Below are 26,570 nucleotides of genomic sequence, written 5' to 3'. Positions count from 1 at the left end.
CCGCGGGGCGGCACCCGCGGGCGGACGGCCGGTTTCGTGGTCCTTCAGGTGAACTACCGGCGAGTAGACCGGCCACACGGTGAGACAGGGCCATGCGCGGCACGGCCCGGTGGGCCCGTGCGGTTAGGCTCTGGTCGTAACGACCCTCATCCGCTTCCGCTAGGAGATGCCTCGTGCCGTCCATTGATGTCGTCGTAGCCCGCGAAATCCTCGACTCCCGCGGTAACCCCACGGTCGAGGTCGAGGTCGGCCTCGACGACGGCAGCACCGGTCGTGCCGCTGTCCCGTCCGGTGCCTCCACCGGTGCCTTCGAGGCCCTGGAGCTTCGCGACGGCGACAAGAACCGCTACTTCGGCAAGGGCGTGGAGAAGGCCGTCCTCGCCGTCATCGAGCAGATCGGCCCGGAGCTGGTCGGCTACGACGCCACCGAGCAGCGCCTGATCGACCAGGCCATGCTCGACCTGGACGCCACCCCCGACAAGTCCTCGCTCGGCGCCAACGCGATCCTCGGCGTCTCCCTCGCCGTGGCGCACGCCGCCTCCGAGGCCAGCGACCTGCCGCTGTTCCGCTACCTGGGCGGCCCCAACGCCCACGTGCTGCCCGTCCCGATGATGAACATCCTCAACGGCGGCTCGCACGCGGACTCCAACGTCGACATCCAGGAGTTCATGATCGCCCCGATCGGCGCGGAGTCCTTCTCCGAGGCCGTCCGCTGGGGCGTCGAGGTCTACCACACCCTCAAGGGCGTGCTGAAGGAGCGCGGCCTGTCCACCGGCCTCGGCGACGAGGGCGGCTTCGCGCCGAACCTGGACTCCAACCGCGAGGCGCTCGACCTGATCGTCGAGGCCATCAAGAAGGCCGGCTACACCCCGGGCAAGGACGTCGCGCTCGCCCTGGACGTCGCCTCCTCCGAGTTCCACAACGACGGCGCCTACACCTTCGAGGGCAAGGCGATCTCCTCCGCCGAGCTCATCGACTACTACGCCGAGCTGGTCGCCGCGTACCCGCTGGTCTCCATCGAGGACCCGCTGGACGAGTCGGACTGGGACGGCTGGAAGGCCATGACCGACAAGCTGGGCGACAAGGTCCAGCTGGTCGGCGACGACCTGTTCGTCACCAACCCGGAGCGCCTGCGCCGCGGCATCGAGACCGGCACCGCCAACGCGCTGCTGGTGAAGGTCAACCAGATCGGCTCGCTCACCGAGACCCTGGACGCCGTCGAGCTGGCCCAGCGCAACGGCTACCGCTGCATGATGTCGCACCGCTCCGGCGAGACCGAGGACGTCACCATCGCCGACCTCGCCGTCGCCACCAACTGCGGCCAGATCAAGACCGGCGCCCCGGCCCGCTCCGAGCGCGTCGCCAAGTACAACCAGCTGCTGCGCATCGAGGAGATCCTCGACGACGCCGCCGAGTACGCCGGCCGGGGCGCGTTCCCGCGGTTCAAGTTCGAAGGCTGAGCCCTGACACCCCGCGGCTGACACACGGCCGCTGGCCCGGTGCCCCGGCAACCACCCCGTAGGGTGGGGGCCGGGGCACCGGCGTGAGCAGGAGGGGTACGAGCGATGTGGAAGATCCCGGGACTGGCGGGGCGTCCGCGCTTCACCAGCCGCGCGACCGTGCTCGTGCTCGTCCTGTGCTCGCTGGTGGCGATACTCGCCTACCCCACCCGGCAGTTCCTGACGCAGCGCTCGGAGATCGCCGACCAGCGGGCCAGGGCGGAGCACGCCCGGCAGCAGGTCGACGAGCTCCGGCGGGCGAAGGCCCGCTGGCAGGACCCGGAGTACGTGAAGGCGCAGGCCCGCGAGCGGCTGCACTTCGCGATGCCCGGCGAGACCCCGTTCGTCTCGGTCGACCCCTCCGCGCGCCCCGGCCCGGCCTCCGCCGACGCACTGCCCACCGGCCCGGTCAGGGCGGCCAAGCCCTGGTACACCACCGTCCTCGAGTCGGTCGACCTGGCCGACTCGACGCCCGCTCCTCACGAAGACAGCACGCCATGACCTCTGAACAGCATCCCGCCACCGACGGCACCGTGTCGGACGCCGACGTCGCCGCCATCGCCGCCCAGCTCGGCCGGGTCCCGCGCGGGCTGCGCGGGGTGGCCCACCGGTGCCCCTGCGGCAACCCCGACGTGGTCGAGACGGCACCCCGGCTGCCCGACGGCACGCCCTTCCCGACGCTCTACTACCTGACCTGCCCCAAGGCGGCCTCGCTGATCGGCACCCTGGAGGCCGACGGCGTGATGAAGGACCAGAGCGCCCGCCTCGCCGAGGACCCGGAGCTCGCCGCCGCCTACCGCGCGGCCCACGAGGACTACATCGCCCGCCGCGACGCCATCGAGGTGCTGGAGGGCTTCCCCAGCGCCGGCGGCATGCCCGACCGGGTCAAGTGCCTGCACGTGCTGGTCGGCCACTCGCTGGCGGCCGGCGAGGGCGTCAACCCGCTCGGCGACGAGGCCATCGGCATGCTGGAGGACTGGTGGTCCAAGGGCCCGTGCGTCTCCCCGGCCGAGGTCGAGGCGGCCGGCGAGCGGGTCCTGCGCAACCGGGCCAAGGAGCAGGACCACGCCGCGGTCATCGCGGCCAAGGAGCAGAAGACCGCCGAGCGCGCGGCCAAGCGCGCCCGCGCCGAGGAGGAGGACCAGTGACCGCCACCCGGGTCGCCGCGATCGACTGCGGCACCAACTCGATCCGGCTGCTGATCGCCGACCTCGACCCGGCGACCGGGGAGATCGCCGACCTCGACCGCCGGATGATCATCAACCGGCTCGGCCAGGGCGTCGACTCCACCGGCCGGCTCCACCCGGACGCCCTGGAGCGCACCTTCGCCGCCTGCCGCGAGTACGCGGAGATCATTGCGGCGCACGGGGTGGGCCCGGAGCGGATCCGCTTCGTCGCCACCAGCGCCTCCCGCGACGCCGAGAACGCCGCGGAGTTCACCGAGGGCGTGCGCGGCATCCTCGGAGTCGTCCCCGAGGTGGTCAGCGGCGACGAGGAGGCCCGGCTCTCCTTCACCGGCGCCACCAAGGAGCTCACCGGCGGCTCCCTCAAGCCCCCGTACCTGGTCTTCGACCTCGGCGGCGGCTCCACCGAGTTCGTGCTCGGCGGCGACGAGGTGCAGGCCGCCCGCTCGGTCGACATCGGCTGCGTCCGGATGACGGAGCGGCACTTCGGCGGCGCCGAGCTGCCGACGGAGGATCAGATCGCCCGGGCCAAGACCGACATCCTCGCCGCGCTGGACACCGCCGCCGAGACGGTGCCGCTCACCGAGGCGGCCACCCTGGTCGGCCTGGCCGGTACCGTCACCACCGTGGCCGGTATCGTCCTGGGCCTCCCGGAGTACGACTCCGCGAAGATCCACCACGCCCGGCTGGACGTCGAGCAGGTCCGCGCGACGGCGACCCGGCTGCTGCACTCCACCCACGCCGAGCGGATGGCGATCCCGGTGATGCACCCGGGCCGGGCCGACGTGATCGCCGCCGGCGCCCTCGTGCTGCTGGAGATCATGGAGCGCACCGGCGCCGCCGAGGTGGTCGTCAGCGAGCACGACATCCTCGACGGCATCGCCTGGAGCATTGCCCGCTGACCATGCGGGGGCTTGCCCGAACGGCCCCGGAGCGCCGAGATGCCACCCGGCAGGCGCCCGGGGCCGCCTGCTGCGCGGCGTGCCGCCAGAACCTTCGTGAATTTCTTCACATGGCCGACCAGCCTTTCGACGCACCCCGGTGTCCGCTCCGTCCGTTATGTGGGACCGAAGGTCGCCCTCCGTGTTCGGCCAGCGGATCGCAGGCAGGGCTCACCAATGGCCGATGGATTCGAAATTCCGCCCGGGAACTCGGGCGCCGCCGGGATCGTTGCTGCTCAGCAGGGCCGTGACCCCCCGCGGCATCACTCCGCGCCCGCCGCCGCCGTGAGCGGGCCGCCACACCCCCGAAATGCGGGCGCGCAGTGTAGCAGGGGGTGTCCAGAGGCTTGTGACGGGCCTCACGAAGTGCCCGTCAGATGGGGGTGGATACTTTCCGATATGAGCACCACGGAGCGTCCTCGCATCCTCATTGTCGGCGGTGGTTACGTCGGCCTGTATGCCGCGATGCGCATCCTCAAGAAGATGCGCTACGGGGAGGCGACCGTCACGGTCGTCGACCCGCGGTCCTACATGACGTACCTGCCCTTCCTTCCCGAGGCGGCCGGCGGCAACGTCGCGCCCCGCAACCTCGTCGCGCCGCTGCGCAGCGCCCTCAAGAGGGCGGAGGTGCTCACCGGTGCTGTCACCGGTGTGGACCACGCCCGCAAGGTCGCCACCATCCAGCCCGCGGCCGGCGACTCGTACGAGCTGCCCTTCGACTACCTGGTCGTGGCCACCGGCTCGGTCTCCCGCACCTTCCCGATCCCCGGCCTCGCCGAGCACGGCATCGGCATGAAGACGGTCGAGGAGGCGGTCAGCCTCCGCAACCACGTCATGGCCCAGCTCGACAAGGCCGAGTCCACCACGGACGCGGACGTCCGCCGCAAGGCCCTGACCTTCGTGGTCGTCGGCGGCGGTTTCGCGGGTGTCGAGACGATCGCCGAGATCGAGGACATGGCCCGCGACGCGGCGAAGATCTACAAGACCGTCAGCCGCGACGACATGCGCTTCATCCTGGTGGAGGCGGCCAACCGCATCCTCCCGGAGATGGGCCCGGACCTCGGTCTGTGGACCAAGGAGAAGCTCGAAGAGCGCAACATCGAGATCTACATCGAGACCTCGATGGACTCCTGCGTCGACCAGCACGTCGTCCTGAAGAACGGTGTCGAGGCCGATGCCTCCACCATCGTCTGGACGGCCGGCGTCAAGCCGAACCCGGTGCTGTCGAACTTCGGCCTCCCGCTCGGCCCCCGCGGCCACGTGGACACCGCGCCGACCCTGCAGGTCCAGGGCTTCGACTACGTCTGGGCCGCCGGCGACAACGCCCAGGTGCCGGACCTCGCCGTCGGCGAGGGCGCCTGGTGCCCGCCGAACGCCCAGCACGCGGTCCGTCAGGCGCTCGTCCTGGCCGACAACGTGGTCTCCGGCATGCGGGGCTTCCCGCAGAAGGAGTACAAGCACAAGAACCTCGGTGCGGTCGCCGGTCTCGGCCTGCACAAGGGCGTGGCGATCCTCTTCGGCAAGTACAAGCTGAAGGGCCGTCCGGCCTGGTGGTTCCACCGCCTGTACCACGGCAGCCGGGTGCCGACCATGAACCGCAAGATCCGGGTCTTCACCGACTGGACGCTGGCGATGTTCCTCAAGCGCGAGACCGTCGGCCTCGCCGAGATGGAGAAGCCGTTCGAGGCGTTCCAGGAGGCCGCGGGGCCCGCCAAGGCGATCCCGGCCCAGGCGAAGCCCGCCGCCGAGAAGGAGCTGGCCGCCAGCAAGTAGCGACTGTGGCCCCGGCCGGGCAAGGCCGGGGATGAGTCGGAGGCCCTCCGCCCGGCAACGTGGCCGGACCACGACCTCCGTGGTGCTCAGCCGGCCGTGCGAGCCGGGCGGAGTACAGAAGTGACCGAAGGCCCCCGCCGTAACCGGGCGGGGGCCTTCGGCGTGCCCGGGCCCCTCCGCGGAGCGACCGCACCGGGGCGCGGGGCCGCGGCAGGCCCGGGAACGCCGCAGGGCCCCGACACCTCCTCGGTGCCGGGGCCCTGCGGACGGTGCGTCAGTCCGTCTTGATGGCGCCCAGGATGTCCAGGCGGGCGGCCCGGCGGGCCGGCCAGATGGCCGCCACCATGCCGACCAGCCCGGCCAGCGCCAGGAAGAGCAGCAGCTTGCCGTAGGGGAGGACGGTGGCGAGGCCCGGCAGGCTCGACTCCAGGGTGCCGTTGACCGCCCAGGCCAGGAAGCAGCCGAGCAGGACGCCGATCACCGCGCCGAACATCGAGATCACCACGGACTCCAGGCGGACCATCCGCTTGACGCCCCGGCGGTCCAGGCCGATCGCCCGCAGCATGCCGATCTCCCGCTTGCGCTCGAAGACCGACATCGCCAGCGTGTTCACCACGCCGAGCACCGCCACCAGCACCGACATCGCCAGCAGGCCGTACATCAGGTTCAGCATGAAGGTGATGATCTTGCTGAACTCGTCCCGGATGTCCTGCTTGGTCTTCACGTCGATCACCGGGTTGCTGCCGGTGGCGTCCTTGATGGCCTTGCGCAGGCCGTCGCTCGGGCCGTCGGTGGCCTTCACCAGGATCTGGGTGACGTACGGGTCCTCGCTGTGCTTGAAGACCTCGGTGTTGGCCATCACGACCGGGGAGAGCAGCTCGTTCTTCCGGAAGACGCCGCCGACGGTGACCCGGGCGGTGCTGCCGTCCGGGTACTCGACCGGCAGGACGGTGCCGACCGCCCAGCCGTTGCCCTTCGCCGTCTCGGCCTGGACGAGGACCTGCCCCTCCTTCAGCGAGGCCGCGGAGCCGCTGTCCAGGGTGAGCGCGACGACCTTGTCGACCGCGCCGGCGTCGACGCCGCTGATCGCCCGCTCCGAACCGCCCAGCTTCCAGTAGACGTCCGACATCGGGCTGACCGCGGCCACCCCGGGGACCTTGGCGACCGCGGTTGCCAGCTTCGGGTCCGGCGAGATGCCGTTGGCGGTCTTGATGCTGTAGTCCGCCGTCATGCTGCTGGTGACCGACCGGTCGACGGCGTCGCCGACCGAGGCGCCCAGCACCGTCAGCGAGCTGACCAGGGCGAGGCCGATGGTGAGCGCGGCCGCGGTGGCCGCGGTGCGGCGCGGGTTGCGCACCGCGTTCTGCTGGGCCAGCCGGCCGGCGGTGCCCGCGGAGGCCCGCAGCAGCGGGCCGACCAGCGCGATCACCGGGCGGGACAGCAGCGGCAGCAGGATGAAGATGCCGATCAGGGCGAGGCCCGCGCCGGCCGCCACCGGCACCCGGCCGGAGGAGTCGCCGGACGCGGCGCCGAGCGCCACCAGGCCGAGGCCGCCGGCCGCGATCAGACCGCCGATGACGTTCCGGACGATCAGGCTCTTCTGCGGGGCGGGCTGGTCGCCGCTGCTCATCGCGGCGACCGGGGCGATCCGCGAGGCGCGGACGGCGGGCAGCAGCGCGGAGAGCGTCGTCACGACGACGCCGACCACCAGCGAGACCGCCACCGTCGCCGGCGCGACCACCAGGGGGCCGGCCGGCAGGCCCGCGTCCAGCGCGTCGAGCAGCGCCCGCATGCCCGCGCCGATCCCGATGCCGGTGGCGAGGCCGGCCGCCGAGGCGATGACGCCGATCAGCAGCGCCTCGATCAGCACCGAGCGGGTCACCTGGCCGCGGCCGGCGCCGACCGCGCGCAGCAGCGCCAGCTCACGGGTGCGCTGGGCGACCAGCATGGTGAAGGTGTTGGCGATGATGAAGATGCCGACGAAGAGCGAGATGCCGGCGAAGGCGAGCAGCGCAGTCTTCATGCCGGTGGTGCCGTCGGCGATCATCCGGGTCTGGCGGTCGGTCAGCTCCTGACCGGTCTCGGCCTGCATCTGGCCCTCGCCGGGCAGCACGGCGGTGATGCTCCGCAGCAGCTCGTCCTGCGAGGTGCCGGGCTTCGCGGTGACCGCGACGGTGCTGTACTGGCCGGGGGCGAGCAGCAGCTTCTGCGCGGTGGCCCGGTCGAAGAGGGTCAGCGTGCCGCCCGACTCCACCTCCGGGTCGTCGGTGGTGAAGACGCCGACCAGGGTGCGCTCGGTGGCCGGGCCGTCGGAGGCGATCCGGACGGTGTCGCCGACGTGGTAGCCGCCCTTCTCGGCGGTGCGGCGGTCGAGCGCGATCTCCCGCTCGGCCTGCGGGCCGCGGCCCTCGGCCATCGGGTAGCGGGTGTCCTTGCCGGAGGCGTCCGGGGCGTAGTTGCTGCCGCGGGAGCTCCAGCCCTGGCCTATCAGGTCGCCCTTGCGGTCGGCCACGCCGACGAAGCCGCTGACGTTGCCGCGGGCGCGCTCGGTGCCGGGCAGCGCGGCGATCTTCGCGACGGTGTCGTCGGTCAGCTTGCCCCGGTTCGGGCCGCTCCGGTCCTTGGCGCGGAAGGGCGAGTCCGCCACCGGGTCGGTGACCAGGACGGAGATGTCCGAGTAGCTCTTGGAGAGGCTGTTCTTCATGGCCTCGCCGAGCGTGTCGGAGAAGACCATGGTGCCGGCCACGAAGGCCGTGCCCAGCAGGACGGCGAGCGCCGTCATCAGCAGTCGGCCCTTGTGGGCCAGCACGTTGCGCAGTGCGGTGCGGTACATGGCTGTGTGTGTCCTGGAGGTGTGGGTGCGGGCGGGCGGCGGACGCCGTGTCAGCTGGTGCGGCCCTTGGCGTCGAAGCGGCGCATGCGGTCCAGGACGGAGTCGGCGGTCGGGGCGGTGAGCTCGTCGACGATCCGGCCGTCGGCGAGGAACACCACGCGGTCGGCGTACGAGGCCGCGACCGGGTCGTGCGTCACCATCACGACCGTCTGGCCGAGCTCGCGCACCGAGTTGCGCAGGAAGGAGAGGATCTCCGCGCCGGAGCGGGAGTCGAGGTTGCCGGTCGGCTCGTCGGCGAAGATGATCTCCGGCTTGGAGGCCAGGGCGCGGGCGCAGGCCACGCGCTGCTGCTGGCCGCCGGAGAGCTGGGAGGGGCGGTGCGAGAGCCGGCCGGAGAGGCCGACGGTGTCGACCACGCGGTCCAGCCACTGCCGGTCGGCCTTGGTGCCGGCGATGTCCATCGGCAGGGTGATGTTCTCCAGCGCGGTCAGCGTGGGCAGCAGGTTGAACGCCTGGAAGATGAAGCCGATCTTGTCCCGGCGGAGCTTGGTCAGCTGCTTGTCGCGCAGCCCGACGAGCTCCGTCCCGCCGATCGTGGCGGAGCCCGAGGAGACCGTGTCCAGGCCGGCCATGCAGTGCATCAGGGTCGACTTGCCGGAGCCGGACGGGCCCATGATCGCGGTGAACTCGCCCTGCCCGAAGGCCACGCTCACGCTGTCGAGGGCGACCACGCGGGTCTCGCCCTCCCCGTAGACCTTGCTCAGACCGGTGGCGCGGGCGGCCGCCTGGCCGGTGCGGGCGGCGGGTGCGGTCGTCGTGGTCACGGGGGACTCCTGTCGGGAGGGTGCGGGATCGTCCTTACGATCCTCCCGCACGTGATCATGGAATCCGTCGATCCGCCGAACGGTTGCGCCGACCACCGCCAGGCGTATCCGCAGGCCGCACTTCTCCTCCTGCGGTATGACACCGACCCTGAGGGCGGGGTGGCCGGATATCGCCCGGTCGGTGGCCGAATCACGGACTGTTCGTCAGATGGCAAGGAAACATGACAACTTCCGGTGGCCGGAACATGCGAAACGGGGACCTTGGCGACTAGGCTCGGGGGCAGCCCGCACACGGGCGCGCGGTTCACGCCCGGGTGGTGGAACGCAGACACGGGCAGCTTAAAACTGCTTGGCCGCGAGGCCGTGCCGGTTCGAGTCCGGCCCCGGGCACCACATCCCGCACCACCCCTGACCGGGCACGCGGCGCCGCCGGCCCCGCGCGGCCCGCCCGGTCCTCCGCCGGAGATCCTCCTCGCGGCGTACGCGCACGCCTTTGCCAAACCATTACCCTGGTCCGGTGGGCAGCGCCGTGCCGCCCCGGAGGGAATGAGATGAGAAGCAGCAACCCGGTCTTCTCGCGGGAGGGGTCCTTCACCCGCGACACCGGATACGCGGGGTTCGACGCCACCCGGCAGCCCCACGCCGCCGACCCGTACGCCAACAACCCCTACGCGGCCAACCCCTACGGCGCCAACCCGTACGCGCGTCCCGAGGGCTCCCAGCTGACGGACGGCCAGCTGGCCGAGATGTACCGGGCCCCCTCCGCGGGCCCGATGCAGACCGGCCGGATGACCATGGACGACGTGGTCGCCCGGACGACGCTCACCCTGCTCGCCCTGGTCGGCGCCGGCGCCGTCGCCTGGTTCGCGCTGCCGGACGAGGGCTACGCCTTCGCGGCCGGCGCCGCCTTCGCCGCCTTCGTGGTCGGCCTGGTCATCACCTTCAAACGCAGCGTCAGCCCGCCGCTGATCCTCGCCTACGCCGCCCTGGAGGGCTTCTTCCTCGGCGCGATCACCAAGGTCTTCAACACGATCTGGCCCGGCATCGCCGTCCAGGCCGTGCTCGGCACCGCGGTGGTCTTCGGCGCGATGCTGATCGCCTACAAGAGCGGCCGGATCCGGGTCACCCCCCGGTACACCCGGATCGGCCTCGCCATCGCGATGGGCTTCGTCGGCCTGCTGCTGGTCAACATGATCGCCTCGATGTTCGGCGCCGACCTCGGTCTGCGCTCCGGCCCGCTCGGCATCGTGGTCGGCCTGATCGGCATCGCCCTCGGCGCGTTCTTCCTCTCGCTGGACTTCGCCGAGATCGAGCACGCGATCCAGAACGGCGCCCCCGAGCGCGAGGCCTGGCGCGCCGCCTTCGGCCTCACCCTCTCGCTGGTCTGGATCTACCTGGAGATGCTGCGCCTGATCGCCATCCTCCGCGGCGACGACTGACCCCTCGCCCCTGCACGCCGCCGCAGCCCCCGGGAGCACCGCCCCCGGGGGCTGCGGCACGTCCGGGCCGCGCCGGACGCACCGGCGGGCGTGCCCGATACCCTCGCTGCATGTCCGACGCACCCCCGCTGTCCGCCGCCGCCCTGGTCGAGGCCGTCGACCGCCTCGCGGACCGGTTCCGTTCGATGCCGCAGAGCCGACTGCTCGCCGCGGTGCCCGGCCACCCGTCCCGTGCGGCGGCCGGCCTGGAGCTGGCCCGCGGCCTGGCCGCGGCCGCCCTGGAACTGGAGGGCGAGCCGCCGCGCGAGGTCCCGGACGCGGGCCCGTTCGCGGTCGGCGACCAGCTCGCCGTGGCCGGGCACGACCTGGTGATCGCCGCGCAGGGCCGGCCGGAGGCCGTCGCCGCGGCGCTGACCGCCGTCCGGGAGACCGAGCGGCTCACCGCCTGAGGCGCGGGGAACGGCGAGGGCCGGTCGGGCAGCCCGGGTGCTGCCCGACCGGCCCTCGGCCGGTGTCCGTCGTCGGTGGTTCAGATGCTCGCGACCACCCGGTCGGCCAGCACGTACACCGCGTCGTCGTCGGTGGAGAAGGTCAGCGAGTACGAGCCGGAGAACCGGGAGCCGCCGAGCAGCCGGACGTCCTCGCCGGCCTGGACGGCGTCGATCAGCCGGTAGGCCGCCTCGCGGTCGCCGGGCGCCACGCAGAGGGTGGTGCCGTCGGCGAAGGCGTACACGTCCAGCGTGCCCAGCGGGCCGGGGCGGACGTCGGTGAGGGCGATCTTCTCGTCGGCCAGCACGGCGAGCCGGGTGTCCGTCCACTCGCGGGACGGGGTCTGGCTCGGCACGAAGTCGGGGTGCGAGGGGTGGCGGCGCGGGTCCGGCGCGACGGCCGGTTCGGCCTCCGCCTCGGCGTCCAGCAGGCCGGCCTCCAGACCGGTCGCGATCAGGTCGGCCTCGCGACGGGCGCGGGCGTCGGCGCCGGCCTCGGCCGGCACCGGGGAGCCGCCCTGCGAGGGGTGGCCGGGGTGCACGCCGCCCTCGGGGCCGCCCTCGTTGATGATGTCCTCGAGCGCGCTGCGCAGCGCCTCGCCGAACCCCGGATCCATCGTCCCGTTGTCCGCCGCGGTCTCCGGGCCGGTCGGCCGGGGGAAGAACAGCGGCCATTCCTCGCCGACGCTCAGGAACGGGCCCTCGAACATCGGGGCGTCCTCCGCGGCGCGCGCCTCCTGCTCGGCCCAGAACGCCCGGGCCTCGGTGATCTCCCGCTCCCGGTCCGCCGCGAGTGCCTCGGTGACCGCGCGGCGTATCGACGCCTCGTCGAGGGCGGTGCCGGCCGGTGCGGCCTGCCGCTCCTCCAACCGCCGTGAGAGCGCCCGGACCTGGAGCAGCACGACAGTGGCGACGACGATCAGGATCAGCAGCAGAGAGATGTAGACGACGCTCACGGAATGTACTCCTTGCGAGGAGTGGAACGGGGTTGCACGTCCACACTGCCGTATGAGGGGCGGTTACTGCAGTGGTGGATGTCCCATTAATGGGGAACTTCCGCTCTTGTCCCCAAATTGTTAGGTACTACCTATCGGCGGAGCGGAGTCGAGCCATTCCGCTCCGTCGACGAAACGGCCCGGAAATGCAAAATCGAGGGCCGGACCACGTTTCGCGTGTGATCCGGCCCTCAATTACGGAGTGTCACTCCGAACGGGTGGTCCCCCACCCCTCGTGCGGCGTGTCGCCCGTGATCGGCTCGGCCGCCGGTGTCCGTTGTCGCGCTGCGGCTCAGCTCAGCCGCTCGATCACCATCGCCATGCCCTGGCCGCCGCCGACGCACATCGTCTCCAGGCCGAACTGCTTGTCGTGCCACTGGAGGGAATTGATCAGGGTGGTGGTGATGCGGGCGCCGGTCATGCCGAAGGGGTGGCCGACGGCGATGGCGCCGCCGTTGACGTTGAGGCGGTCGATGTCGATGCCGAGGTCGCGGTAGGAGGGGATGACCTGGGCGGCGAAGGCCTCGTTGATCTCGACGAGGTCGATGTCGCCGATGGTCATGCCGGCGCGGGCGAGGGCTTGCTTGGTGGCCTCGACGGGGCCGTAGCCCATGATCTCGGGGGAGAGGCCGGAGACGCCGGTGGAGACGACCCGGGCGAGCGGGGTGATGCCGAGTTCGCGGGCCTTGGTGTCGGACATGATCACCAGGGCGGCGGCGCCGTCGTTGAGCGGGCAGCAGTTGCCGGCGGTGACGGTGCCGTCGGGGCGGAAGACCGGCTTGAGGCCGGAGACGGCGTCCAGGGTGACGCCGGCGCGCGGGCCGTCGTCCTGGGAGACGACGGTGCCGTCGGGGGTGGTGATCGGGGTGATCTCGCGCTGCCAGAAGCCGGCGGCGATGGCCTTCTCGGCGAGGTTCTGCGAGCGGACGCCGAACTCGTCCTGCTCGGCGCGGGTGATGCCCTTGAGCGCGGCGAGGTTCTCGGCGGTCTGGCCCATGGCGATGTAGGCGTCGGGGAGGATGCCGTCCTCGCGCGGGTCGTGCCACTCGCCGCCGCCCTCGGCGGCGCGGCGGGCGGTGCGGGCCTGGGCGTCGTCGAAGAGCGGGTTGGGGGTGTTCGGCATGCCGTCGGAGGTGCCGTTGATGCTCCGGGAGACGGCCTCGACGCCGGCCGAGATGAAGATGTCGCCCTCGCCGGCCTTGATCGCGTGCAGTGCCATCCGGGTGGTCTGCAGCGAAGAGGCGCAGTAGCGGGTGATGGTGGTGCCCGGGAGGTAGTCCATGCCCATCTGCACGGCGACGATCCGGCCGAGGTTGTGGCCCTGCTCGCCGCCGGGCAGGCCGCAGCCGAGCATCAGGTCGTCGATCTGCTGCGGGTCCAGCTCGGGGACCTTGGCGAGGGCGGCGGCGATGATCTGGGCGGTGAGGTCGTCCGGGCGGACGTCCTTCAGCGAGCCCTTGAAGGCCCGGCCGATCGGCGAACGGGCGGCGCTGACGATGACGGCTTCGGGCATGGTGGGCTCCTCGCAGATCGGCCGGCTAGCGAGCATTCACTTGAGGCCGCGTATCGGCTCCCAACGACACTCGGGAGGAAAATTACCGTTTAGTAGCCCCGGCGTCACCCGATCCGGGGTGTGAGCTGGCCGACGCCGCCTCGGGCTCCGGCGTGCCCGGCAGGCCGAGCCGCAACCGGTGCCGCATCAGGGCCCAGCGCCGAGCCGCCGGCCCGGTGCCGGCCGCCGCGACCTCGGTGCCCGAGTGGCCCGCCGCGGCCGCGGCCGCGACCTCGACCGGCAGCACCGCCTGCGCGGCCGGCGGCTCGGCGGCGGTGTCCTCCTCGTCGGGCCACAGGTCCAGCGTGGCGCACAGTGAGGGCAGCATCGCCATCGCCGCGGTCGCGTAGCCCTGCGCCGACGGGTGGTAGCGGTCGGCGGCGAAGAGCTCCGGCCGGGTCGCGAACTCCGGCCCGAGCAGCGAGCCCAGCGACACCGTCCGCCCGCCGGCCTCCACCACGGCGATCGTCTGCGCCGCGGCGAGCTGCCGGCTGAGGCGCCGGGCCACCCAGCGCAGCGGCGGCCGCACCGGCTTGATGGTGCCGAGATCCGGGCAGGTGCCGACCACCACCTCGCACCCGGTCGACCGCAGGATCCGCACGGCGTCGCCCAGCTGCCGCACGCACTGCGCCGCCGGGCTGTGCCGGGTCACGTCGTTGGCCCCGATCATGATCACCGCGAGCGCGGGGCGGTGCGGCAGGGCGAGCGCCGCCTGGTCCGCCAGGTCCTCCGAGCGCGCCCCCGACTTGGCGACGTTCACCAGCCGCACCCGGCGCTCGGCCACCGAGGCCAGGCCGGAGGCCAGCAGGGCGCCCGGGGTCTCCCGGCCGCGGTTCACCCCGAGGCCGGCCGCGGTCGAGTCGCCGAGGAAGGCGAGCACCAGCGGCGGTTCGTCCGAGGCCGGGGCGATCGTCCCCGCGTCGGTGAAGGCGTCGCCGTACACGCCGTCCGCGCGCGGCGGATCGCCGTCCAGCAGCCCGATCGCCCGGATCGCCATCCTGCTCTCGGTCAGCAGCAGTCCGGCGAGCCCCACGCCCAGCAGCCCGATCCCACCGCCGCCGTATGCGGCCGCCGTGGCGATCCGGCGGGCCACCCGGGCCCGCGAAGCCTGTGCCCCTGGCATCCTGCACCCCCTTGTGCGGTCTTCCAGAGTCCTCGTAACCCCGTAGTACCCCTCCCGGCCCTACCGCTATCGGCGGCCGTCGGCCATCCGGGGCCATACCCTTTAGACACCCACAGTCACACGCGCCACTATCGGGAGGACCCCCGTGCGGTACAGCAATTCGATCATCGAGCTGGTCGGCAACACGCCGCTGGTGAAGCTGAGCAAGGTCACCGAGGGCATCAGCGCCACCGTGCTCGCGAAGGTCGAGTACTTCAACCCGGGCGGCAGCGTGAAGGACCGGATCGCGCTGCGCATGATCGAGGCCGCCGAGGCCTCGGGCGCGCTCAAGCCCGGCGGCACCATCGTCGAGCCCACCTCCGGCAACACCGGTGTCGGTCTGGCGATCGTGGCCCAGCAGAAGGGCTACAAGTGCATCTTCGTCTGCCCCGACAAGGTGTCCACCGACAAGATCAACACGCTGCGCGCGTACGGCGCCGAGGTGGTGGTCTGCCCGACCGCCGTCGCGCCCGAGCACCCGGACTCGTACTACAACGTCTCGGACCGCCTGGTGCGCGAGACCCCGAACGCCTGGAAGCCGGACCAGTACTCCAACCCGGACAACCCGGCCTCGCACTACCACTCGACCGGCCCGGAGCTGTGGGAGCAGACCGACGGGAAGATCACCCACTTCGTCGCGGGCGTCGGCACCGGCGGCACCATCTCGGGCACCGGCCGGTACCTGAAGGACGTCTCCGACGGCAAGGTCCAGGTCGTCGGCGCCGACCCGGAGGGCTCGGTGTACTCCGGCGGCACCGGCCGCCCGTACCTGGTCGAGGGCGTCGGCGAGGACTTCTGGCCCACCGCCTACGACCGCACCGTCGCGGACGAGATCGTGGCCGTGTCCGACAAGGACTCCTTCCAGATGACCCGCCGCCTCGCCAAGGAGGAGGGCCTGCTGGTCGGCGGCTCCTGCGGCATGGCCGTGGTCGCCGCCCTGGAGGTCGCCAAGCGGCTCGGCCCGGACGACGTGGTCGTCGTGCTGCTGCCGGACGGCGGCCGCGGCTACCTCTCCAAGATCTTCAACGACGACTGGATGGCCGACTACGGCTTCCTGCCCACCGCCACCGACGAGGCGCACATCGGCGAGGTGCTCGCCCGCAAGGACGCGCTGGAGCACGAGGGCATCCCGCAGTTCGTCCACATGCACCCCAACGAGACCGTCGCCGAGGCCGTCCAGGTGCTGCGCGACTTCGGCGTCTCCCAGATGCCGATCGTGTCGCCGGGTGCCGGCCACCCCGACGTGATGGCCGGCGAGGTCATCGGCTCGATCGTCGAGCGGGAGCTGCTGGAGGGCCTGTTCTCGCAGCAGATCAAGCTGACCGACAGCCTCGACAAGGTGATGTCCAAGCCGCTGCCGGTGGTCGGCTCCGGCGAGTCGGTGACCAACCTGATGACGGTCCTGGAGAAGGCCGACGCGGTGGTCGTGCTGGTCGAGGGCAAGCCGCAGGGCATCGTCACCCGGCAGGACCTGCTGGCCTTCCTCACCAGCCGGGCCGGTCACTGACCCCGTGTCACCGGACCCGGTGGGCCGACCGGGTGAAGGGACGTCGTCCCACCAGTTGGTACACCGACGTCACCTCGGCGCATCAGGCCGTTAACAACGGTCCTGCATCGTATTGGTCAACGGCAAGACGCCGAGCATGGTGGCAGCGGAGGCCGGGAGCGGCTCCCCGGTCCCGCAGTCACCACGGACACGTCGGTCGGCCCTGACCCGGCCCTCCGTGTCCCGCCCGCGGGGGTTGCCGTCGTCCCGCCCCTGTTCGGTTCCGACCGATCAACAGGGTGCGGCGGCCCCCGCGGCACCCATCGCGCCGAGAGGCGCGTCTCCGCGGCTCCCGGGTGGGGGAGCTTCGGCGGAGGCGGTAGGGCCGGTCCCCGTTGCAGGGGGCCGGCCCTCCCGTGTTTCCCCGGCCGGCCGCCCGCCGCGGGCCCGGCCGCCGGCCCTTCCGCGCGTTCCGGCGCACCGGTTTGGGTCCGCCCGTCCGCTGACCTAGGCTCGCCGCCATGACCAGCACTGACCTGCCCGCGCAGGACGCACCGCGTTACGTACGGCTCAAGATCGAGCTCATCGCCGAGATCACCGACGAGCAGGCCCTCAAGGCCGCCGCCCTCGCCCAGGTCGAGAACGACGAGTACCTCGACGACGAGGAGCGCGCCCAGTCCGTCGAGGCCATCGAGGTGGACCCGTCCGGCTCGCTCGCCCACTTCATCGACCCGGTCGCGCTGCTCGGCGACGTCCCCGGCATCGAGCTGACCTCGGCCACCTGGGAGTCGGCGCACACCGACTTCGACCCGGACGAGGAGAGCTGGGACGAGTACAGCGTCGAGTAGTCCTCGTCGCGCCCGCGCGGCACCGCCGCACGGCGGCAAGGCCCGGTCCGGACCCTTCCGGACCGGGCCTTTTGTCCGATATGGAGGTATGACAAGTACTCTCGTACGATCTGGAACATGTGCGCCGAACGGGTGTATTCGCCCTGTTGCGCCATGCTCACGATCCGTACCGGGCGCCGGGCGCGCCGCCGAGCAGCAGGGAGAACCACGTGACGGCACCCGAGAACCAGCAGTCCGGGAGCAGCAACTGGACCCGGCGCGGCGTCCTGGGCGGTCTGCTCGCCGCCCCGGCCCTGCTGGTCGCGGCCTGCAACGGCGACACCGGCAGCGGCAACGGCAGCGGCAACGCGGCCGGGAAGGCCGCCGGCGGGCCGTCCGGAGCGGCGGCCACCACCAAGGGCGCCGACGTCCCGAAGACCTCGGCCGCCCGAATAACCGTCACCCCCGCCGACGGCGCCACCACGGCCCCCTTCACCCGGCCGATCAAGGTCGCCGTCACCGGGGGCACCCTGACCTCCGTCACCGTCACCGACGAGAAGGGCCGGGCGGTCGCCGGCACCCTCTCCGCCGACCGGCACGGCTGGACCTCCACCGACCCGCTCGGCAGCGGCACCCGCTACACCGTGGCCGCCGCCGCCACCGACCCGGACGGGCTGGAGGCCGACGCGCACGCGGCCTTCGCCACCGCCGCCCCCGCCAACACCTTCGTCGGCCACTTCACCCCCGACAACGGCGCCACCGTCGGCGTCGGCATGCCCGTCTCGATCAACTTCAGCCGGCCGATCACCGACCGGAAGGCCGTCCAGGAGGCGATCACCGTCACCGCCCGGCCCGGCGTCGAGATCGTCGGCCACTGGTACTCCAGCACCCGGCTCGACTTCCGCCCGCAGGAGTACTGGGCCAAGGGCACGGTCGTCACCCTCAGCCTGCGGCTCAAGGACGTCGAGGGCGCCAAGGGCGTCTACGGCACCCAGTCCAAGGACGTCAGCTTCACCGTCGGCCGCAGTCGCACCAGCGTCGCCGACCTCTCCGCCGACACCCTCACCGTCACCACCGACGGCGTGGTCACCGCCACCTACCCGATCATCGGCGGCGCCCCCGCCACCCGGACCTGGGGCGGCAAGCTCGTCATCGCCGAGCAGTACCTGCAGACCAAGATGGACTCCCAGACCGTCGGCCTCGGCGACGAGTACAACATCCCCGACGTGCCGCACGCCCAGCGCCTCACCACCTCGGGCACCTTCATCCACGGCAACTACTGGTCGCCCGGGAGCGCCTTCGGCGAGCAGAACCTCAGCCACGGCTGCATCGCGCTGCGCGACGTCAAGGGCGCGGGCGACCCGCAGACCGACGGCGCCGTCTTCTTCAAGGAGTCGCTGGTCGGCGACGTCGTCGAGGTCGTCAACTCCGGCGACCGGACGGTCGACCCGGCCAACGGCCTCAACGGCTGGAACCTGAGCTGGGCCGCCTGGACGGCCGGCAGCGCCGTCTGATCCGCCCGGCGACCGGCGGCGCCCCGCGGTGGCGGGTCGCCGTCGGGCGGGGCCGGCCCGTCAGGACCGCTTGGCGTAGTCGGCGAAGCCCTGCCAGTCGATCACCACGCACGCCTCGTCGCCGAGCACCCACGCGTCGTGCCCCGGCGGGCAGATCATGAAGTCGCCCGGGCCGAACTCCTCCTCCTGCCCGTCGTCCATCACGACCTTCATCCGGCCGGAGACCACGTACCCCGTGTGGGAGGCCCGGCAGCTCTCCGTGCCGGCGATCGGCTTGACGTGCTTCGACCACTGCCAGCCGGGTTCGAAGGTGCCGCGGCCCACGCCGCCGCCCTCCTGGTTGACCAGTTCCATGCGGCCGCGGCCGTCCTCGAACGGACGGACCTCCTCGGGCGAGTCCAGGCTCATGCGGACAAGACCGGCCATCGCGCATCTCCTCCGAACGGGGGCGACCCACCCGGGCCACCCTGCCGACACCCCCAGTCTCCGCCGCGCCGCGCACGGCTGCCACGGAGAAGCGACCGCCCGGCCCGCGAACGCCGGTCAGGGCCCGGGGAGGGCGCGCAGCCGCGGGGCGACGTCGTCGCGCGGCATCGCCCGGTACAGCTCCCGGGCCGTCGTCACCGGCCGGTCAGCCGTTCGTCCGCGCGACGCCGATCGGGCAGGGGGCGCCGGTGCCGCCGAGGCCGCAGCAGCCGTTGGGGTTCTTGGCCTCGGAGAGGTACTGCTGGTGGTAGGGCTCGGCCGGGCAGCGCCTGGTCGGCGGGTGACGAGAGCGCTCTTGTGGCGGTTGAACAGCAAGGCCTGCTCCGGGTGTCCGGCGGGTCGGGTGCGCGGTGGGTTCAACGCGCGCCGGTGCCGTCGGATCCCGTGGTGGACTCCGGCGGCAGCCACACCGCGCGGAGCTCCTCCTCGCTGCGGCCGCCGAAGGTCGGGGCGAGGGCGGCGAGCAGCCGCTCGCCGTACTCCTCGGCGGTGCCGACCTGCGGGTGCTCCTTGCGGAACTCGTCCCACTCGACGCGCTCCAGCGGCTCGGCGACGTCATCGGTGACCAGAGGCCGGGTGGCCCACCACGGGTGGGACGTGAGGAAGACGTCCCGCAGCAGCTCGTAGCGGAGCGGGGCGGACTCGGCGAGCAGGACGGCGTCGTACAGGTCCTTGCCCTGGGCGAAGCCGTCGTTGACCAGCCAGAGGATCTTCCAGGCGAGCGAGAGCTCGCGGTCGGCGGTGCGCAGTTCGGCGGGCGTGCCGGAGCCGGAGAGCGGAGGCACGGCGGTGCGGACGGGTTCGGCGGCCAGCGGCTCGGTGAAGACGAAGTCCAGCTGGACGGTGCCCTCGGGCAGGCCGTCGGCGCTCCACGGCAGGACGAGGCGGCGCCCCGGGACGCGGTCGTACGTCCAGATCTCGTCCCGGACGGCCCGGTCGGCGTGCAGCCGGACGGTGCCGGAGAGCGCCTCGGCGGCGGCCGCCAGCCCGGTGAGCAGGCCGTCGGTGCGCGGGTCGTCGAGCTCCCAGTCGGCCGGTGTGACGATGAAGTCGAGGTCGCCGGGCTCGCGGGCGTCCGTCCCGAACCAGGCGGTGAGCAGCACCGATCCGCGCAGCACCAGGTGTCCGGCCCAGGGGGAGGAGGCGACGGCGGCGAGCACGGTGTCCAGGGCCTCCCGCCGGGCGGCGTACCAGCGGGCGCCGGTGGCCGCGTCGGCGAACTCCGGGTCGCCGGCCCGCATCGCCTTGACGTAGCCGCGCAGCGAGGGGTCGAAGACCGCCCGCTGGACGACGCCCTCGCCGGCCACCGGCCGGATCGAGCGGGGGAGTTCGAGCTCGGTGCGTTCGCTGTCGGTGGGGTTCGTGTGCGGGAGGCTGAGCTGCTCGCTCCAGGGGCCGTAGCCGAGTTCCTGCCAGGAGGAGTTGGTCATCGGGAGGTCCTTTCGGCGGTGTCCTGGGTGGGGTGGGCGTCCGCGGGACGGGCTTCCGCGATCCAGCCGGCGTCCAGCGCCTCGGTGGTGTCGAGCACGGCGAACTCCCGCTCGACGGAGGCGATCCGGTGGCCGGCGAGGTCGGCGAGCAGGGCGTCCAGGCGGCGGCCGGCGGTGTCGGCGCCGACCAGGCGGCAGCGCTGGGTGACGAAGAACTCGACCTGTCCGTCGGGCCGGGTGCGCCGGGCGTTGCGGGACAGGTGGGCGTCGTGGCGCTCGGCCGCGGCGGCCAGCGCGGGCCCGGGCGGCGCGTCCAGCAGCAGTTTGACGTGGTGTTCGAAGTAGTACGCCGGGCCGAGGGCCCGGGCCTGCCCGTCGCTGGCGGGGACGCCCGCCGTCCAGGGCGCGGCCTCGATCTTGGTGCGGAGCACGGCGAACCCGGCGGAGTCGGCCTCCGCCCCCGTCCGGGCGGCGAGCGCCTCGGCCTCGGCGAGGGTGCCGGAGACGGTCAGGGTGAGCATCGGCTGCCGCGGGGCGGCGCCCCGGGCGAGCTCGATGTCGACGACCTTGAGGCCGCGCCCCGCGGCCCAGGCGGCGAGCGCCGGGCCCTGCTGCGGGGCGACGGTCAGGTGGATCTCGAAGTCGCCCCGGAAGTCGGGGCGGACCGGTGTACGGGTGTCGGGCACCCGCGCATCCTGTCAGGCGGCTGTGACAGCGCCGCCGCGGGCCTCGACGGCGGGCGGCGGGGTCGTGCCCACGGTTTCGGTTCCCCCGGGGACGGCCGATCGGATCTCTCGATCGGATGTGCGGACGCGCGATCGTAGCGGTCGGACCGGCCGCGGACGGAGGGATCTACCAGGCCGGACCGGGTCCTCCGGGCAGCTGCCGGCGGGCCCGCCCCGACCGGCCGCGGCCGCACCGGCCGACGGCGCGGCACCGGACGTGCGCTCAGCCCGTGCGGCCGGGCCCCCGCGGACTAGGCTCATGGGCATGACCGAGCACCAGCTTCCCCAGGGCTTCGAGACCCTCGCCATCCACGCGGGTCAGGAAGCAGACCCCCAGACCGGGGCCGTCGTCACGCCGATCTACCAGGTGTCCACGTACAAGCAGGACGGGGTGGGCGGCCTGCGGGGCGGGTACGAGTACAGCCGTTCCGCCAACCCGACCAGAACCGCGCTGGAGGAGTGCCTCGCGGCGATCGAGGGAGGCGCGCGCGGCCTCGCCTTCGCCTCCGGCCTCGCGGCCGAGGACACCCTGCTGCGCACGATCCTCAAGCCGGGCGACCACATCGTGATCCCGAACGACGCCTACGGCGGCACGTTCCGGCTGTTCGCGAAGGTCCTCACCCGGTGGGGCGTGGAGTTCTCCGTCGCCAACACCCAGGACCTCGCGGACGTCCGCGCCCAGCTCCGTCCGAACACCCGCGCGGTGTGGGTGGAGACCCCGTCCAACCCGCTGCTGGGCATCACCGACCTGACCGCGCTGGCCGAGGTGGCGCACGCCGCCGGCGCCCTGCTGGTGGTGGACAACACCTTCGCCAGCCCCTACCTGCAGCAGCCGATCGCGCTCGGCGCCGACGCCGTGGTGCACTCCACCACCAAGTACATGGGCGGCCACTCGGACGTGGTCGGCGGCGCGCTGGTGCTGGCCGACGCCGGCCTCGGCGAAGAGGTCGCGTACCACCAGAACGCGATGGGCGCGGTCTCCGGCCCGTTCGACGCCTGGCTGGTGCTGCGCGGCATCAAGACGCTGGGCGTCCGGATGGACCGGCACAGCGCCAACGCCGAGAAGGTCGCCGAGCTGCTGGCCGGCCACCCGAAGGTCAGCCAGGTGCTCTACCCGGGCCTGCCCGAGCACCCCGGCCACGACATCGCGGCCAAGCAGATGAAGGCCTTCGGCGGCATGGTCTCCTTCCGCGTGCACGGCGGCGAGGAGGCGGCGGTCGAGGTCTGCAACCGGGCGCAGCTGTTCACCCTCGGCGAGTCGCTGGGCGGCGTGGAGTCGCTGATCGAGCACCCGGGCCGGATGACGCACGCCTCGGTGGCGGGTTCGGCGCTGGAGGTGCCGGCCGACCTGGTGCGGATCTCGGTCGGCATCGAGTCGGTCGACGACCTGCTCGCCGACCTGCGCCAGGCGCTGGGCTGAGCCCCGCGCGGCCCGGTCAGGACTGACGGCCCGCCGAGTACGACTCCAGCGAGTCGTTGAAGCGGGCCAGCAGGGCGCAGAAGGCCCGCCGCTCGTCGGCGGGCCAGTCCGCCGTCAGGTGGCGCATCAACTCCTCCCGTCCGGCCCGTACTTCGGTGAGCCTGTGGCTGCCGAGCGGGGTCAGGGCGAGGTGCACGGCACGCCGGTCGGCCGGGTACGGGACCCGGCCGACCAGGTCCGCCTCGACGAGCGGCGCGGCCTGCCGGGTGACGGTGGAGGAGTCGACGCCGAGCGCCGCGGCGAGGGTCTTCACGCTGGCCGGGCCGCGGCGCTGCAGCTCGTCCAGCAGCAGGTAGGCGGCACGGTCCAGCGAGCCGACCGCGCCGTGCCGGGCCTGCTCCAGCCGACGGGCGAACACCGCCACCTGGTAGTGGAGTTGGCTGTGGAGGGGGTCGTTGCCGGGGGCGGCCGGGGGCGAGGGGGTCGTCATCGCGGCTCACGTTCCAGAGGCGGTACGGGTGCTCGGAGCCAGCAGCGTACGCGCGACGGCCCGGCCCGGGAACAGGCCCGGCGTCGCCGGTCGCTGCCGGTCGCAGGCAGCCCGCGGCCGTACGCTGATCCGCATGCAGAGCTGGCCGGTCACCCTCGACGACGTCCGCGGCGCCCAGAAGATGCTGGCCGGGATCGCCCGGGTGACGCCGATGGAGTCGAGCCGGTACCTGTCCGCGCTGGTGGGCTCGCCCGTCCACCTCAAGTGCGAGAACCTGCAGCGCACCGGCTCGTTCAAGCTGCGCGGCGCGTACGTGCGGATCGCCGGGCTGACGCCGGTGCAGAAGGCCGGCGGGGTCGTCGCCGCGAGCGCCGGCAACCACGCGCAGGGCGTGGCGCTGGCGGCCTCGCTGCTCGGGGTGCCCGCCACCGTCTTCATGCCGACCGGCGCCCCGCTGCCCAAGGTGGCGGCGACCCGCGACTACGGCGCCGAGGTGCGGCTGCACGGCGCCACCGTCGACGAGGCCCTGCAGGCGGCGCAGCGCTGGTCGGAGGCGACCGGCGCGGTGTTCATCCACCCCTTCGACCACTGGGACGTGGTGACCGGCCAGGCCACGGTGGGCCTGGAGATCCTGGAGCAGTGCCCGGAGGTCCGCACGATCCTGGTCGGGGTCGGCGGCGGCGGGCTGATCGCCGGGATCGCGGCGGCGGTGAAGCCGCTGCGCCCGGACGTGCGGGTGGTCGGGGTGCAGGCGGCGGGCGCGGCCGCGTACCCGCCGTCGCTGGCGGCCGGGCACCCGGTGTCGCTGCCGGGGATCGCCACGATGGCGGACGGGATCATGGTGGGCCGGCCCGGTGACATCCCGTTCGAGGTGGTGAACACGCTGGCCGACGGTGTCCGCACGGTCTCCGAGGACGCGCTGTCGCGGGCGCTGCTGGTCGGCCTGGAGCGGCTGAAGCTGGTGGTGGAGCCGGCCGGGGCGAGCCCGATCGCGGCCCTGCTGGAGCGGCCGGAGGGCTTCGAGGGCCCGGTGGTGGCGGTGCTGTCCGGCGGCAACATCGACCCGCAGCTGATGATGCGGGTGCTGCGGCACGGTCTGGCGGCAGCCGGCCGCTACCTGTCGCTGCGGGTGCGGCTGGCGGACAGGCCGGGGGCGCTGGCCGACCTGCTGGGGGTGCTCACCCGGGTGGACGCCAACGTGCTGGACGTCGCGCACGTGCGGATCGACCCGCGGCTGGGGCTGACCGAGGTCGAGGTGGACCTGCACCTGGAGACCAAGGGGCCGGAACACTGCGCGGTGGTGACCGGTGAGCTGCGCGCCGCGGGGTACGTGGTCACGCAGTAGGACCGCTCCGCCGTGCGGGTGGCGCACCGCCGCACCCCTTGACGCGATATATCGCAAGCTGCCATCCTCTCGCGATGCATCGCGAGATTCGGGATCCGCCCGGCCGGGCACCTGTGTGACGATCAGACGACATACCGGACAAACAGGAGATGAGGCAGGCCATGGCGCCAGCCATCCAAGCCGAGGACCTGGTCAAGACCTTCGGTGACGTCCGCGCCCTCGACGGCGTCAGCCTCGACGTGCCCGAAGGCACCGTGCTGGGCCTGCTCGGCCCGAACGGCGCCGGCAAGACCACCGCCGTGCGGGTGCTCACCACCCTGCTCCGACCCGACTCCGGCCGAGCCGCGGTGGCCGGACTGGACGTGCTCCGGCACCCCAACGAGGTGCGCGGCCTGATCGGCCTCTCCGGCCAGTACGCCGCCGTCGACGAGTACCTCACCGGTCGCGAGAACCTCCAGATGGTCGGCGAGCTGTACCAGATGAGCGCCCGCGACGCGAAGGCCCGCGCCCTGGAACTGCTGGAGTGGTTCAACCTCGCCGAGGCCGCCGACCGCACCGCCAAGACCTACTCCGGAGGCATGCGCCGCCGCCTCGACCTCGCCGCCGCCCTGGTCGTCCGCCCCCCGGTGATGTTCATGGACGAGCCCACCACCGGCCTCGACCCGCGCAACCGCCTCGCCCTGTGGGAGGTCATCGAGAACCTCGTCGACCAGGGCACCACCCTGCTGCTCACCACCCAGTACCTGGAGGAGGCCGACCGCCTCGCCCACGACATCGCGGTGGTCGACCACGGCCGGGTGATCGCCCGCGGCACCGCCGACGAGCTCAAGGCGACGATCGGCGGCGAACGCATCGAACTGGTGGTGCACCGCCCGGACGAGGTCGCCGGGGCCGTTGCCGCCCTCACCCCCTACGCCAAGGGCGAGCCGGCCGTGGAACGCAACACCCGCCGGATCACCGTCCCGGTCAGCGGCGGCTCCAAGGTGCTCGCCGACGTCATCCGCGAGCTCGACGCCCGCTCGATCGAGATCGACGACATCGGCCTGCGCCGCCCCACCCTCGACGACGTCTTCCTCTCCCTCACCGGCCACGCCACCGAGGCCGAGGAGAACGGCGGGAACGGACCGCAGAAGCAGGCCCGGGGCCGCCACGGCCACGGAAAGGAGTCCTGAGATGGCGACCACCGCCACCGAGCACGCCATCGGCCACGCCGTCCCGCGCCGGCGCACCGGGCTCGCCGCGATGCTGCACGACTCCTGGGTCGTCGCCCGCCGCAACCTGCGCCGGATGCTCCGCATCCCCGAGATCGTGGTCTTCGGGCTGCTCCAGCCCGTGATGTTCGTGCTGCTCTTCTCGTACGTGATGGGCGGCGCGATCCAGATCCCCGGGACGCAGGCCAGCCACGACGCCTACATCCAGTTCCTGATGGCCGGCATCTTCGCGCAGACCGTCACCTTCGCGACCGCCGGTGCCTCGGCCGGCATCGCGGAGGACATGACCAAGGGCCTGGTCGACCGCTTCCGCTCGCTGCCGATGACCCGCTCGGCCGTCCTGGTCGGCCGGACCCTCGCCGACCTGGTGCAGACCGCCTTCATCCTGATGGTGCTCGCCCTGGTCGCCCTGCTGGTCGGCTGGCGCATCCACGAGGGCTTCTGGAAGGCGATGGCGGCCTTCGGGCTGCTGCTCCTGCTCGGCTACGCCTTCTCCTGGATCGGCGCGCTGATCGGCCTGTCCGTGCGCAGCCCGGAGGCGGCCACCTCGGCCGGCCTGATCTGGCTCTTCCCGCTGACCTTCGTCTCCAACGCCTTCGTGCCGATCAGCTCGATGCCGGGCTGGCTGCAGCCGATCGCCTACTGGAACCCGTTCTCGGCGACCGTCCAGGCCTGCCGCGACCTGTTCGGCAACCAGGTCGGCCCGGTCGACGACGCCTGGCCGATGCAGCACGCGGTGCCGGTGTCGATCGTCTGGTCGCTGGTGATCACGGCGCTGTTCTCCTGGCTGTCGGTCCGCAAGTACCGCTCCGCGGCCGGCTGACCGGGCGGCAGGTGCACCACGAGGGGCGGGGCCCGCCCCGCCCCCGGGGCCCCCCCCCCGGGGGGGGCGGGGGCAAGCCCCCGTGCGGGGTGGAGCCCTAGTAATAAAGCCGGGCCCCCAGAG

At 72.7% G+C, this 26,570-nt stretch carries 24 protein-coding genes and 1 tRNA gene; 16 read left to right on the top strand and 9 right to left on the bottom strand.

What is annotated here, in order from left to right:
- Positions 1 to 173 precede the first annotated feature (173 nt).
- The 5 genes from eno (at position 174) to AB0442_RS25345 (ending at position 5,397) form a co-directional block, all read left to right on the top strand.
- Positions 174 to 1,460 (top strand): phosphopyruvate hydratase, encoded by a 1,287-nt coding sequence (gene eno, locus AB0442_RS25365; protein WP_363495883.1) that lies wholly within the window; start codon positions 174 to 176, stop codon positions 1,458 to 1,460.
- A gap of 105 nt (positions 1,461 to 1,565) precedes the next feature.
- Positions 1,566 to 2,000, top strand: a complete 435-nt coding sequence (locus tag AB0442_RS25360; protein WP_366165545.1) for a septum formation initiator family protein — start codon at positions 1,566 to 1,568, stop codon at positions 1,998 to 2,000.
- The gene (locus AB0442_RS25355; RefSeq protein ID WP_366165544.1) at positions 1,997 to 2,647 is read left to right on the top strand and encodes a DUF501 domain-containing protein; all 651 of its coding nucleotides are present in this window, start codon (positions 1,997 to 1,999) and stop codon (positions 2,645 to 2,647) included. The genes AB0442_RS25360 and AB0442_RS25355 overlap by 4 nt, the downstream gene beginning before the upstream one ends.
- Positions 2,644 to 3,585 carry a Ppx/GppA phosphatase family protein gene (locus tag AB0442_RS25350; protein ID WP_366165542.1) on the top strand — a complete coding sequence of 314 codons (942 nt, stop codon included), beginning with the start codon at positions 2,644 to 2,646 and terminating at the stop codon, positions 3,583 to 3,585. The genes AB0442_RS25355 and AB0442_RS25350 overlap by 4 nt, the downstream gene beginning before the upstream one ends.
- Before the next feature lie 438 nt (positions 3,586 to 4,023).
- On the top strand, positions 4,024 to 5,397 hold the full coding sequence (locus tag AB0442_RS25345) for an FAD-dependent oxidoreductase (protein WP_366165541.1): 1,374 nt from the start codon (positions 4,024 to 4,026) through the stop codon (positions 5,395 to 5,397).
- A gap of 274 nt (positions 5,398 to 5,671) precedes the next feature.
- Here the strand turns inward: AB0442_RS25345 and AB0442_RS25340 are convergent, their stop codons facing one another.
- Positions 5,672 to 8,230 carry an FtsX-like permease family protein gene (locus tag AB0442_RS25340; RefSeq protein ID WP_366165539.1) on the bottom strand — a complete coding sequence of 853 codons (2,559 nt, stop codon included), beginning with the start codon at positions 8,228 to 8,230 and terminating at the stop codon, positions 5,672 to 5,674.
- A gap of 50 nt (positions 8,231 to 8,280) precedes the next feature.
- Entirely contained in the window at positions 8,281 to 9,054 is a 774-nt protein-coding gene (locus tag AB0442_RS25335; protein WP_344626818.1) for an ABC transporter ATP-binding protein, read from the bottom strand.
- A 51-nt stretch (positions 9,055 to 9,105) separates the two neighbouring features.
- On the opposite strand from AB0442_RS25335, the gene AB0442_RS25330 reads away from it, so the two are divergent.
- The 4 genes from AB0442_RS25330 (at position 9,106) to AB0442_RS25315 (ending at position 10,942) form a co-directional block, all read left to right on the top strand.
- On the top strand, positions 9,106 to 9,279 hold the full coding sequence (locus AB0442_RS25330; RefSeq protein ID WP_366165537.1) for a hypothetical protein: 174 nt from the start codon (positions 9,106 to 9,108) through the stop codon (positions 9,277 to 9,279).
- A gap of 83 nt (positions 9,280 to 9,362) precedes the next feature.
- Positions 9,363 to 9,447, top strand: a tRNA-Leu gene (locus AB0442_RS25325).
- Between the two features lie 158 nt (positions 9,448 to 9,605).
- The gene (locus AB0442_RS25320) at positions 9,606 to 10,493 is read left to right on the top strand and encodes a Bax inhibitor-1/YccA family protein (RefSeq protein WP_366165535.1); all 888 of its coding nucleotides are present in this window, start codon (positions 9,606 to 9,608) and stop codon (positions 10,491 to 10,493) included.
- A gap of 110 nt (positions 10,494 to 10,603) precedes the next feature.
- The gene (locus tag AB0442_RS25315; RefSeq protein WP_366165533.1) at positions 10,604 to 10,942 is read left to right on the top strand and encodes a hypothetical protein; all 339 of its coding nucleotides are present in this window, start codon (positions 10,604 to 10,606) and stop codon (positions 10,940 to 10,942) included.
- Between the two features lie 80 nt (positions 10,943 to 11,022).
- Here the strand turns inward: AB0442_RS25315 and AB0442_RS25310 are convergent, their stop codons facing one another.
- From AB0442_RS25310 to AB0442_RS25300, 3 genes are all read right to left on the bottom strand, one after another.
- Entirely contained in the window at positions 11,023 to 11,937 is a 915-nt protein-coding gene (locus AB0442_RS25310; protein WP_363541349.1) for a hypothetical protein, read from the bottom strand.
- Positions 11,938 to 12,268: 331 nt separating this feature from the next.
- Positions 12,269 to 13,489 carry an acetyl-CoA C-acetyltransferase gene (locus AB0442_RS25305; RefSeq protein ID WP_366165532.1) on the bottom strand — a complete coding sequence of 407 codons (1,221 nt, stop codon included), beginning with the start codon at positions 13,487 to 13,489 and terminating at the stop codon, positions 12,269 to 12,271.
- Positions 13,490 to 13,571: 82 nt separating this feature from the next.
- Positions 13,572 to 14,651, bottom strand: coding sequence for an SGNH/GDSL hydrolase family protein (locus tag AB0442_RS25300; protein WP_366165530.1), 1,080 nt, complete (start codon positions 14,649 to 14,651; stop codon positions 13,572 to 13,574).
- A 145-nt stretch (positions 14,652 to 14,796) separates the two neighbouring features.
- Here AB0442_RS25300 and AB0442_RS25295 point away from each other — a divergent pair, with 145 nt between their 5' ends.
- From AB0442_RS25295 to AB0442_RS25285, 3 genes are all read left to right on the top strand, one after another.
- Positions 14,797 to 16,197 carry a cystathionine beta-synthase gene (locus tag AB0442_RS25295; protein WP_366165528.1) on the top strand — a complete coding sequence of 467 codons (1,401 nt, stop codon included), beginning with the start codon at positions 14,797 to 14,799 and terminating at the stop codon, positions 16,195 to 16,197.
- 500 nt (positions 16,198 to 16,697) lie between these two features.
- Positions 16,698 to 17,024, top strand: coding sequence for a hypothetical protein (locus AB0442_RS25290; RefSeq protein WP_366165526.1), 327 nt, complete (start codon positions 16,698 to 16,700; stop codon positions 17,022 to 17,024).
- 209 nt (positions 17,025 to 17,233) lie between these two features.
- A complete protein-coding gene (locus AB0442_RS25285; protein ID WP_366165525.1) occupies positions 17,234 to 18,517 on the top strand; it encodes an Ig-like domain-containing protein in 1,284 nt (427 codons plus the stop codon).
- A 60-nt stretch (positions 18,518 to 18,577) separates the two neighbouring features.
- Here AB0442_RS25285 and AB0442_RS25280 read toward each other — a convergent pair whose 3' ends face one another.
- From AB0442_RS25280 to AB0442_RS25270, 3 genes are all read right to left on the bottom strand, one after another.
- Positions 18,578 to 18,943 carry a cupin domain-containing protein gene (locus tag AB0442_RS25280; protein WP_344625791.1) on the bottom strand — a complete coding sequence of 122 codons (366 nt, stop codon included), beginning with the start codon at positions 18,941 to 18,943 and terminating at the stop codon, positions 18,578 to 18,580.
- Positions 18,944 to 19,359: 416 nt separating this feature from the next.
- Positions 19,360 to 20,433, bottom strand: coding sequence for a nucleotidyl transferase AbiEii/AbiGii toxin family protein (locus AB0442_RS25275; RefSeq protein ID WP_366165524.1), 1,074 nt, complete (start codon positions 20,431 to 20,433; stop codon positions 19,360 to 19,362).
- Entirely contained in the window at positions 20,430 to 21,119 is a 690-nt protein-coding gene (locus AB0442_RS25270) for a hypothetical protein (RefSeq protein WP_366165523.1), read from the bottom strand. The genes AB0442_RS25275 and AB0442_RS25270 overlap by 4 nt, the downstream gene beginning before the upstream one ends.
- A 304-nt stretch (positions 21,120 to 21,423) precedes the next feature.
- Between AB0442_RS25270 and AB0442_RS25265 the strand changes: the two genes are divergently transcribed.
- On the top strand, positions 21,424 to 22,578 hold the full coding sequence (locus AB0442_RS25265) for a cystathionine gamma-synthase (RefSeq protein WP_030273652.1): 1,155 nt from the start codon (positions 21,424 to 21,426) through the stop codon (positions 22,576 to 22,578).
- Between the two features lie 16 nt (positions 22,579 to 22,594).
- Here AB0442_RS25265 and AB0442_RS25260 read toward each other — a convergent pair whose 3' ends face one another.
- Entirely contained in the window at positions 22,595 to 23,068 is a 474-nt protein-coding gene (locus AB0442_RS25260) for a MarR family winged helix-turn-helix transcriptional regulator (protein WP_366165521.1), read from the bottom strand.
- A 133-nt stretch (positions 23,069 to 23,201) separates the two neighbouring features.
- Between AB0442_RS25260 and ilvA the strand changes: the two genes are divergently transcribed.
- From ilvA to AB0442_RS25245, 3 genes are all read left to right on the top strand, one after another.
- Entirely contained in the window at positions 23,202 to 24,413 is a 1,212-nt protein-coding gene (gene ilvA / locus AB0442_RS25255) for a threonine ammonia-lyase (protein ID WP_366165520.1), read from the top strand.
- A 161-nt stretch (positions 24,414 to 24,574) separates the two neighbouring features.
- Entirely contained in the window at positions 24,575 to 25,585 is a 1,011-nt protein-coding gene (locus AB0442_RS25250) for an ATP-binding cassette domain-containing protein (protein ID WP_366165518.1), read from the top strand.
- Position 25,586: 1 nt separating this feature from the next.
- Entirely contained in the window at positions 25,587 to 26,447 is an 861-nt protein-coding gene (locus tag AB0442_RS25245; protein ID WP_366165517.1) for an ABC transporter permease, read from the top strand.
- Positions 26,448 to 26,570 lie beyond the last annotated feature (123 nt).

This window comes from Kitasatospora sp. NPDC085895 (assembly GCF_040702125.1).
GTDB lineage: Bacteria > Actinomycetota > Actinomycetes > Streptomycetales > Streptomycetaceae > Kitasatospora > Kitasatospora arboriphila.
Note: the sequence above shows the minus strand (reverse complement) of the source record. Positions and strands in the feature narration are given on the sequence as shown.

Excerpts from the sequence above, each read along its gene's own strand:
- AB0442_RS25360 (WP_366165545.1), top strand. The coding sequence starts at position 1,566 with ATGTGGAAGATCCCGGGACTGGCGGGGCGTCCGCGCTTCACCAGCCGC.
- AB0442_RS25355 (WP_366165544.1), top strand. The coding sequence starts at position 1,997 with ATGACCTCTGAACAGCATCCCGCCACCGACGGCACCGTGTCGGACGCC.
- AB0442_RS25345 (WP_366165541.1), top strand. The coding sequence starts at position 4,024 with ATGAGCACCACGGAGCGTCCTCGCATCCTCATTGTCGGCGGTGGTTAC.
- AB0442_RS25340 (WP_366165539.1), bottom strand. The coding sequence starts at position 8,230 with ATGTACCGCACCGCACTGCGCAACGTGCTGGCCCACAAGGGCCGACTG.
- AB0442_RS25320 (WP_366165535.1), top strand. The coding sequence starts at position 9,606 with ATGAGAAGCAGCAACCCGGTCTTCTCGCGGGAGGGGTCCTTCACCCGC.
- AB0442_RS25315 (WP_366165533.1), top strand. The coding sequence starts at position 10,604 with ATGTCCGACGCACCCCCGCTGTCCGCCGCCGCCCTGGTCGAGGCCGTC.
- AB0442_RS25305 (WP_366165532.1), bottom strand. The coding sequence starts at position 13,489 with ATGCCCGAAGCCGTCATCGTCAGCGCCGCCCGTTCGCCGATCGGCCGG.
- AB0442_RS25300 (WP_366165530.1), bottom strand. The coding sequence starts at position 14,651 with ATGCCAGGGGCACAGGCTTCGCGGGCCCGGGTGGCCCGCCGGATCGCC.
- AB0442_RS25290 (WP_366165526.1), top strand. The coding sequence starts at position 16,698 with ATGACCAGCACTGACCTGCCCGCGCAGGACGCACCGCGTTACGTACGG.
- AB0442_RS25280 (WP_344625791.1), bottom strand. The coding sequence starts at position 18,943 with ATGGCCGGTCTTGTCCGCATGAGCCTGGACTCGCCCGAGGAGGTCCGT.
- AB0442_RS25275 (WP_366165524.1), bottom strand. The coding sequence starts at position 20,433 with ATGACCAACTCCTCCTGGCAGGAACTCGGCTACGGCCCCTGGAGCGAG.
- AB0442_RS25265 (WP_030273652.1), top strand. The coding sequence starts at position 21,424 with ATGACCGAGCACCAGCTTCCCCAGGGCTTCGAGACCCTCGCCATCCAC.
- AB0442_RS25260 (WP_366165521.1), bottom strand. The coding sequence starts at position 23,068 with ATGACGACCCCCTCGCCCCCGGCCGCCCCCGGCAACGACCCCCTCCAC.
- ilvA (WP_366165520.1), top strand. The coding sequence starts at position 23,202 with ATGCAGAGCTGGCCGGTCACCCTCGACGACGTCCGCGGCGCCCAGAAG.
- AB0442_RS25250 (WP_366165518.1), top strand. The coding sequence starts at position 24,575 with ATGGCGCCAGCCATCCAAGCCGAGGACCTGGTCAAGACCTTCGGTGAC.
- AB0442_RS25245 (WP_366165517.1), top strand. The coding sequence starts at position 25,587 with ATGGCGACCACCGCCACCGAGCACGCCATCGGCCACGCCGTCCCGCGC.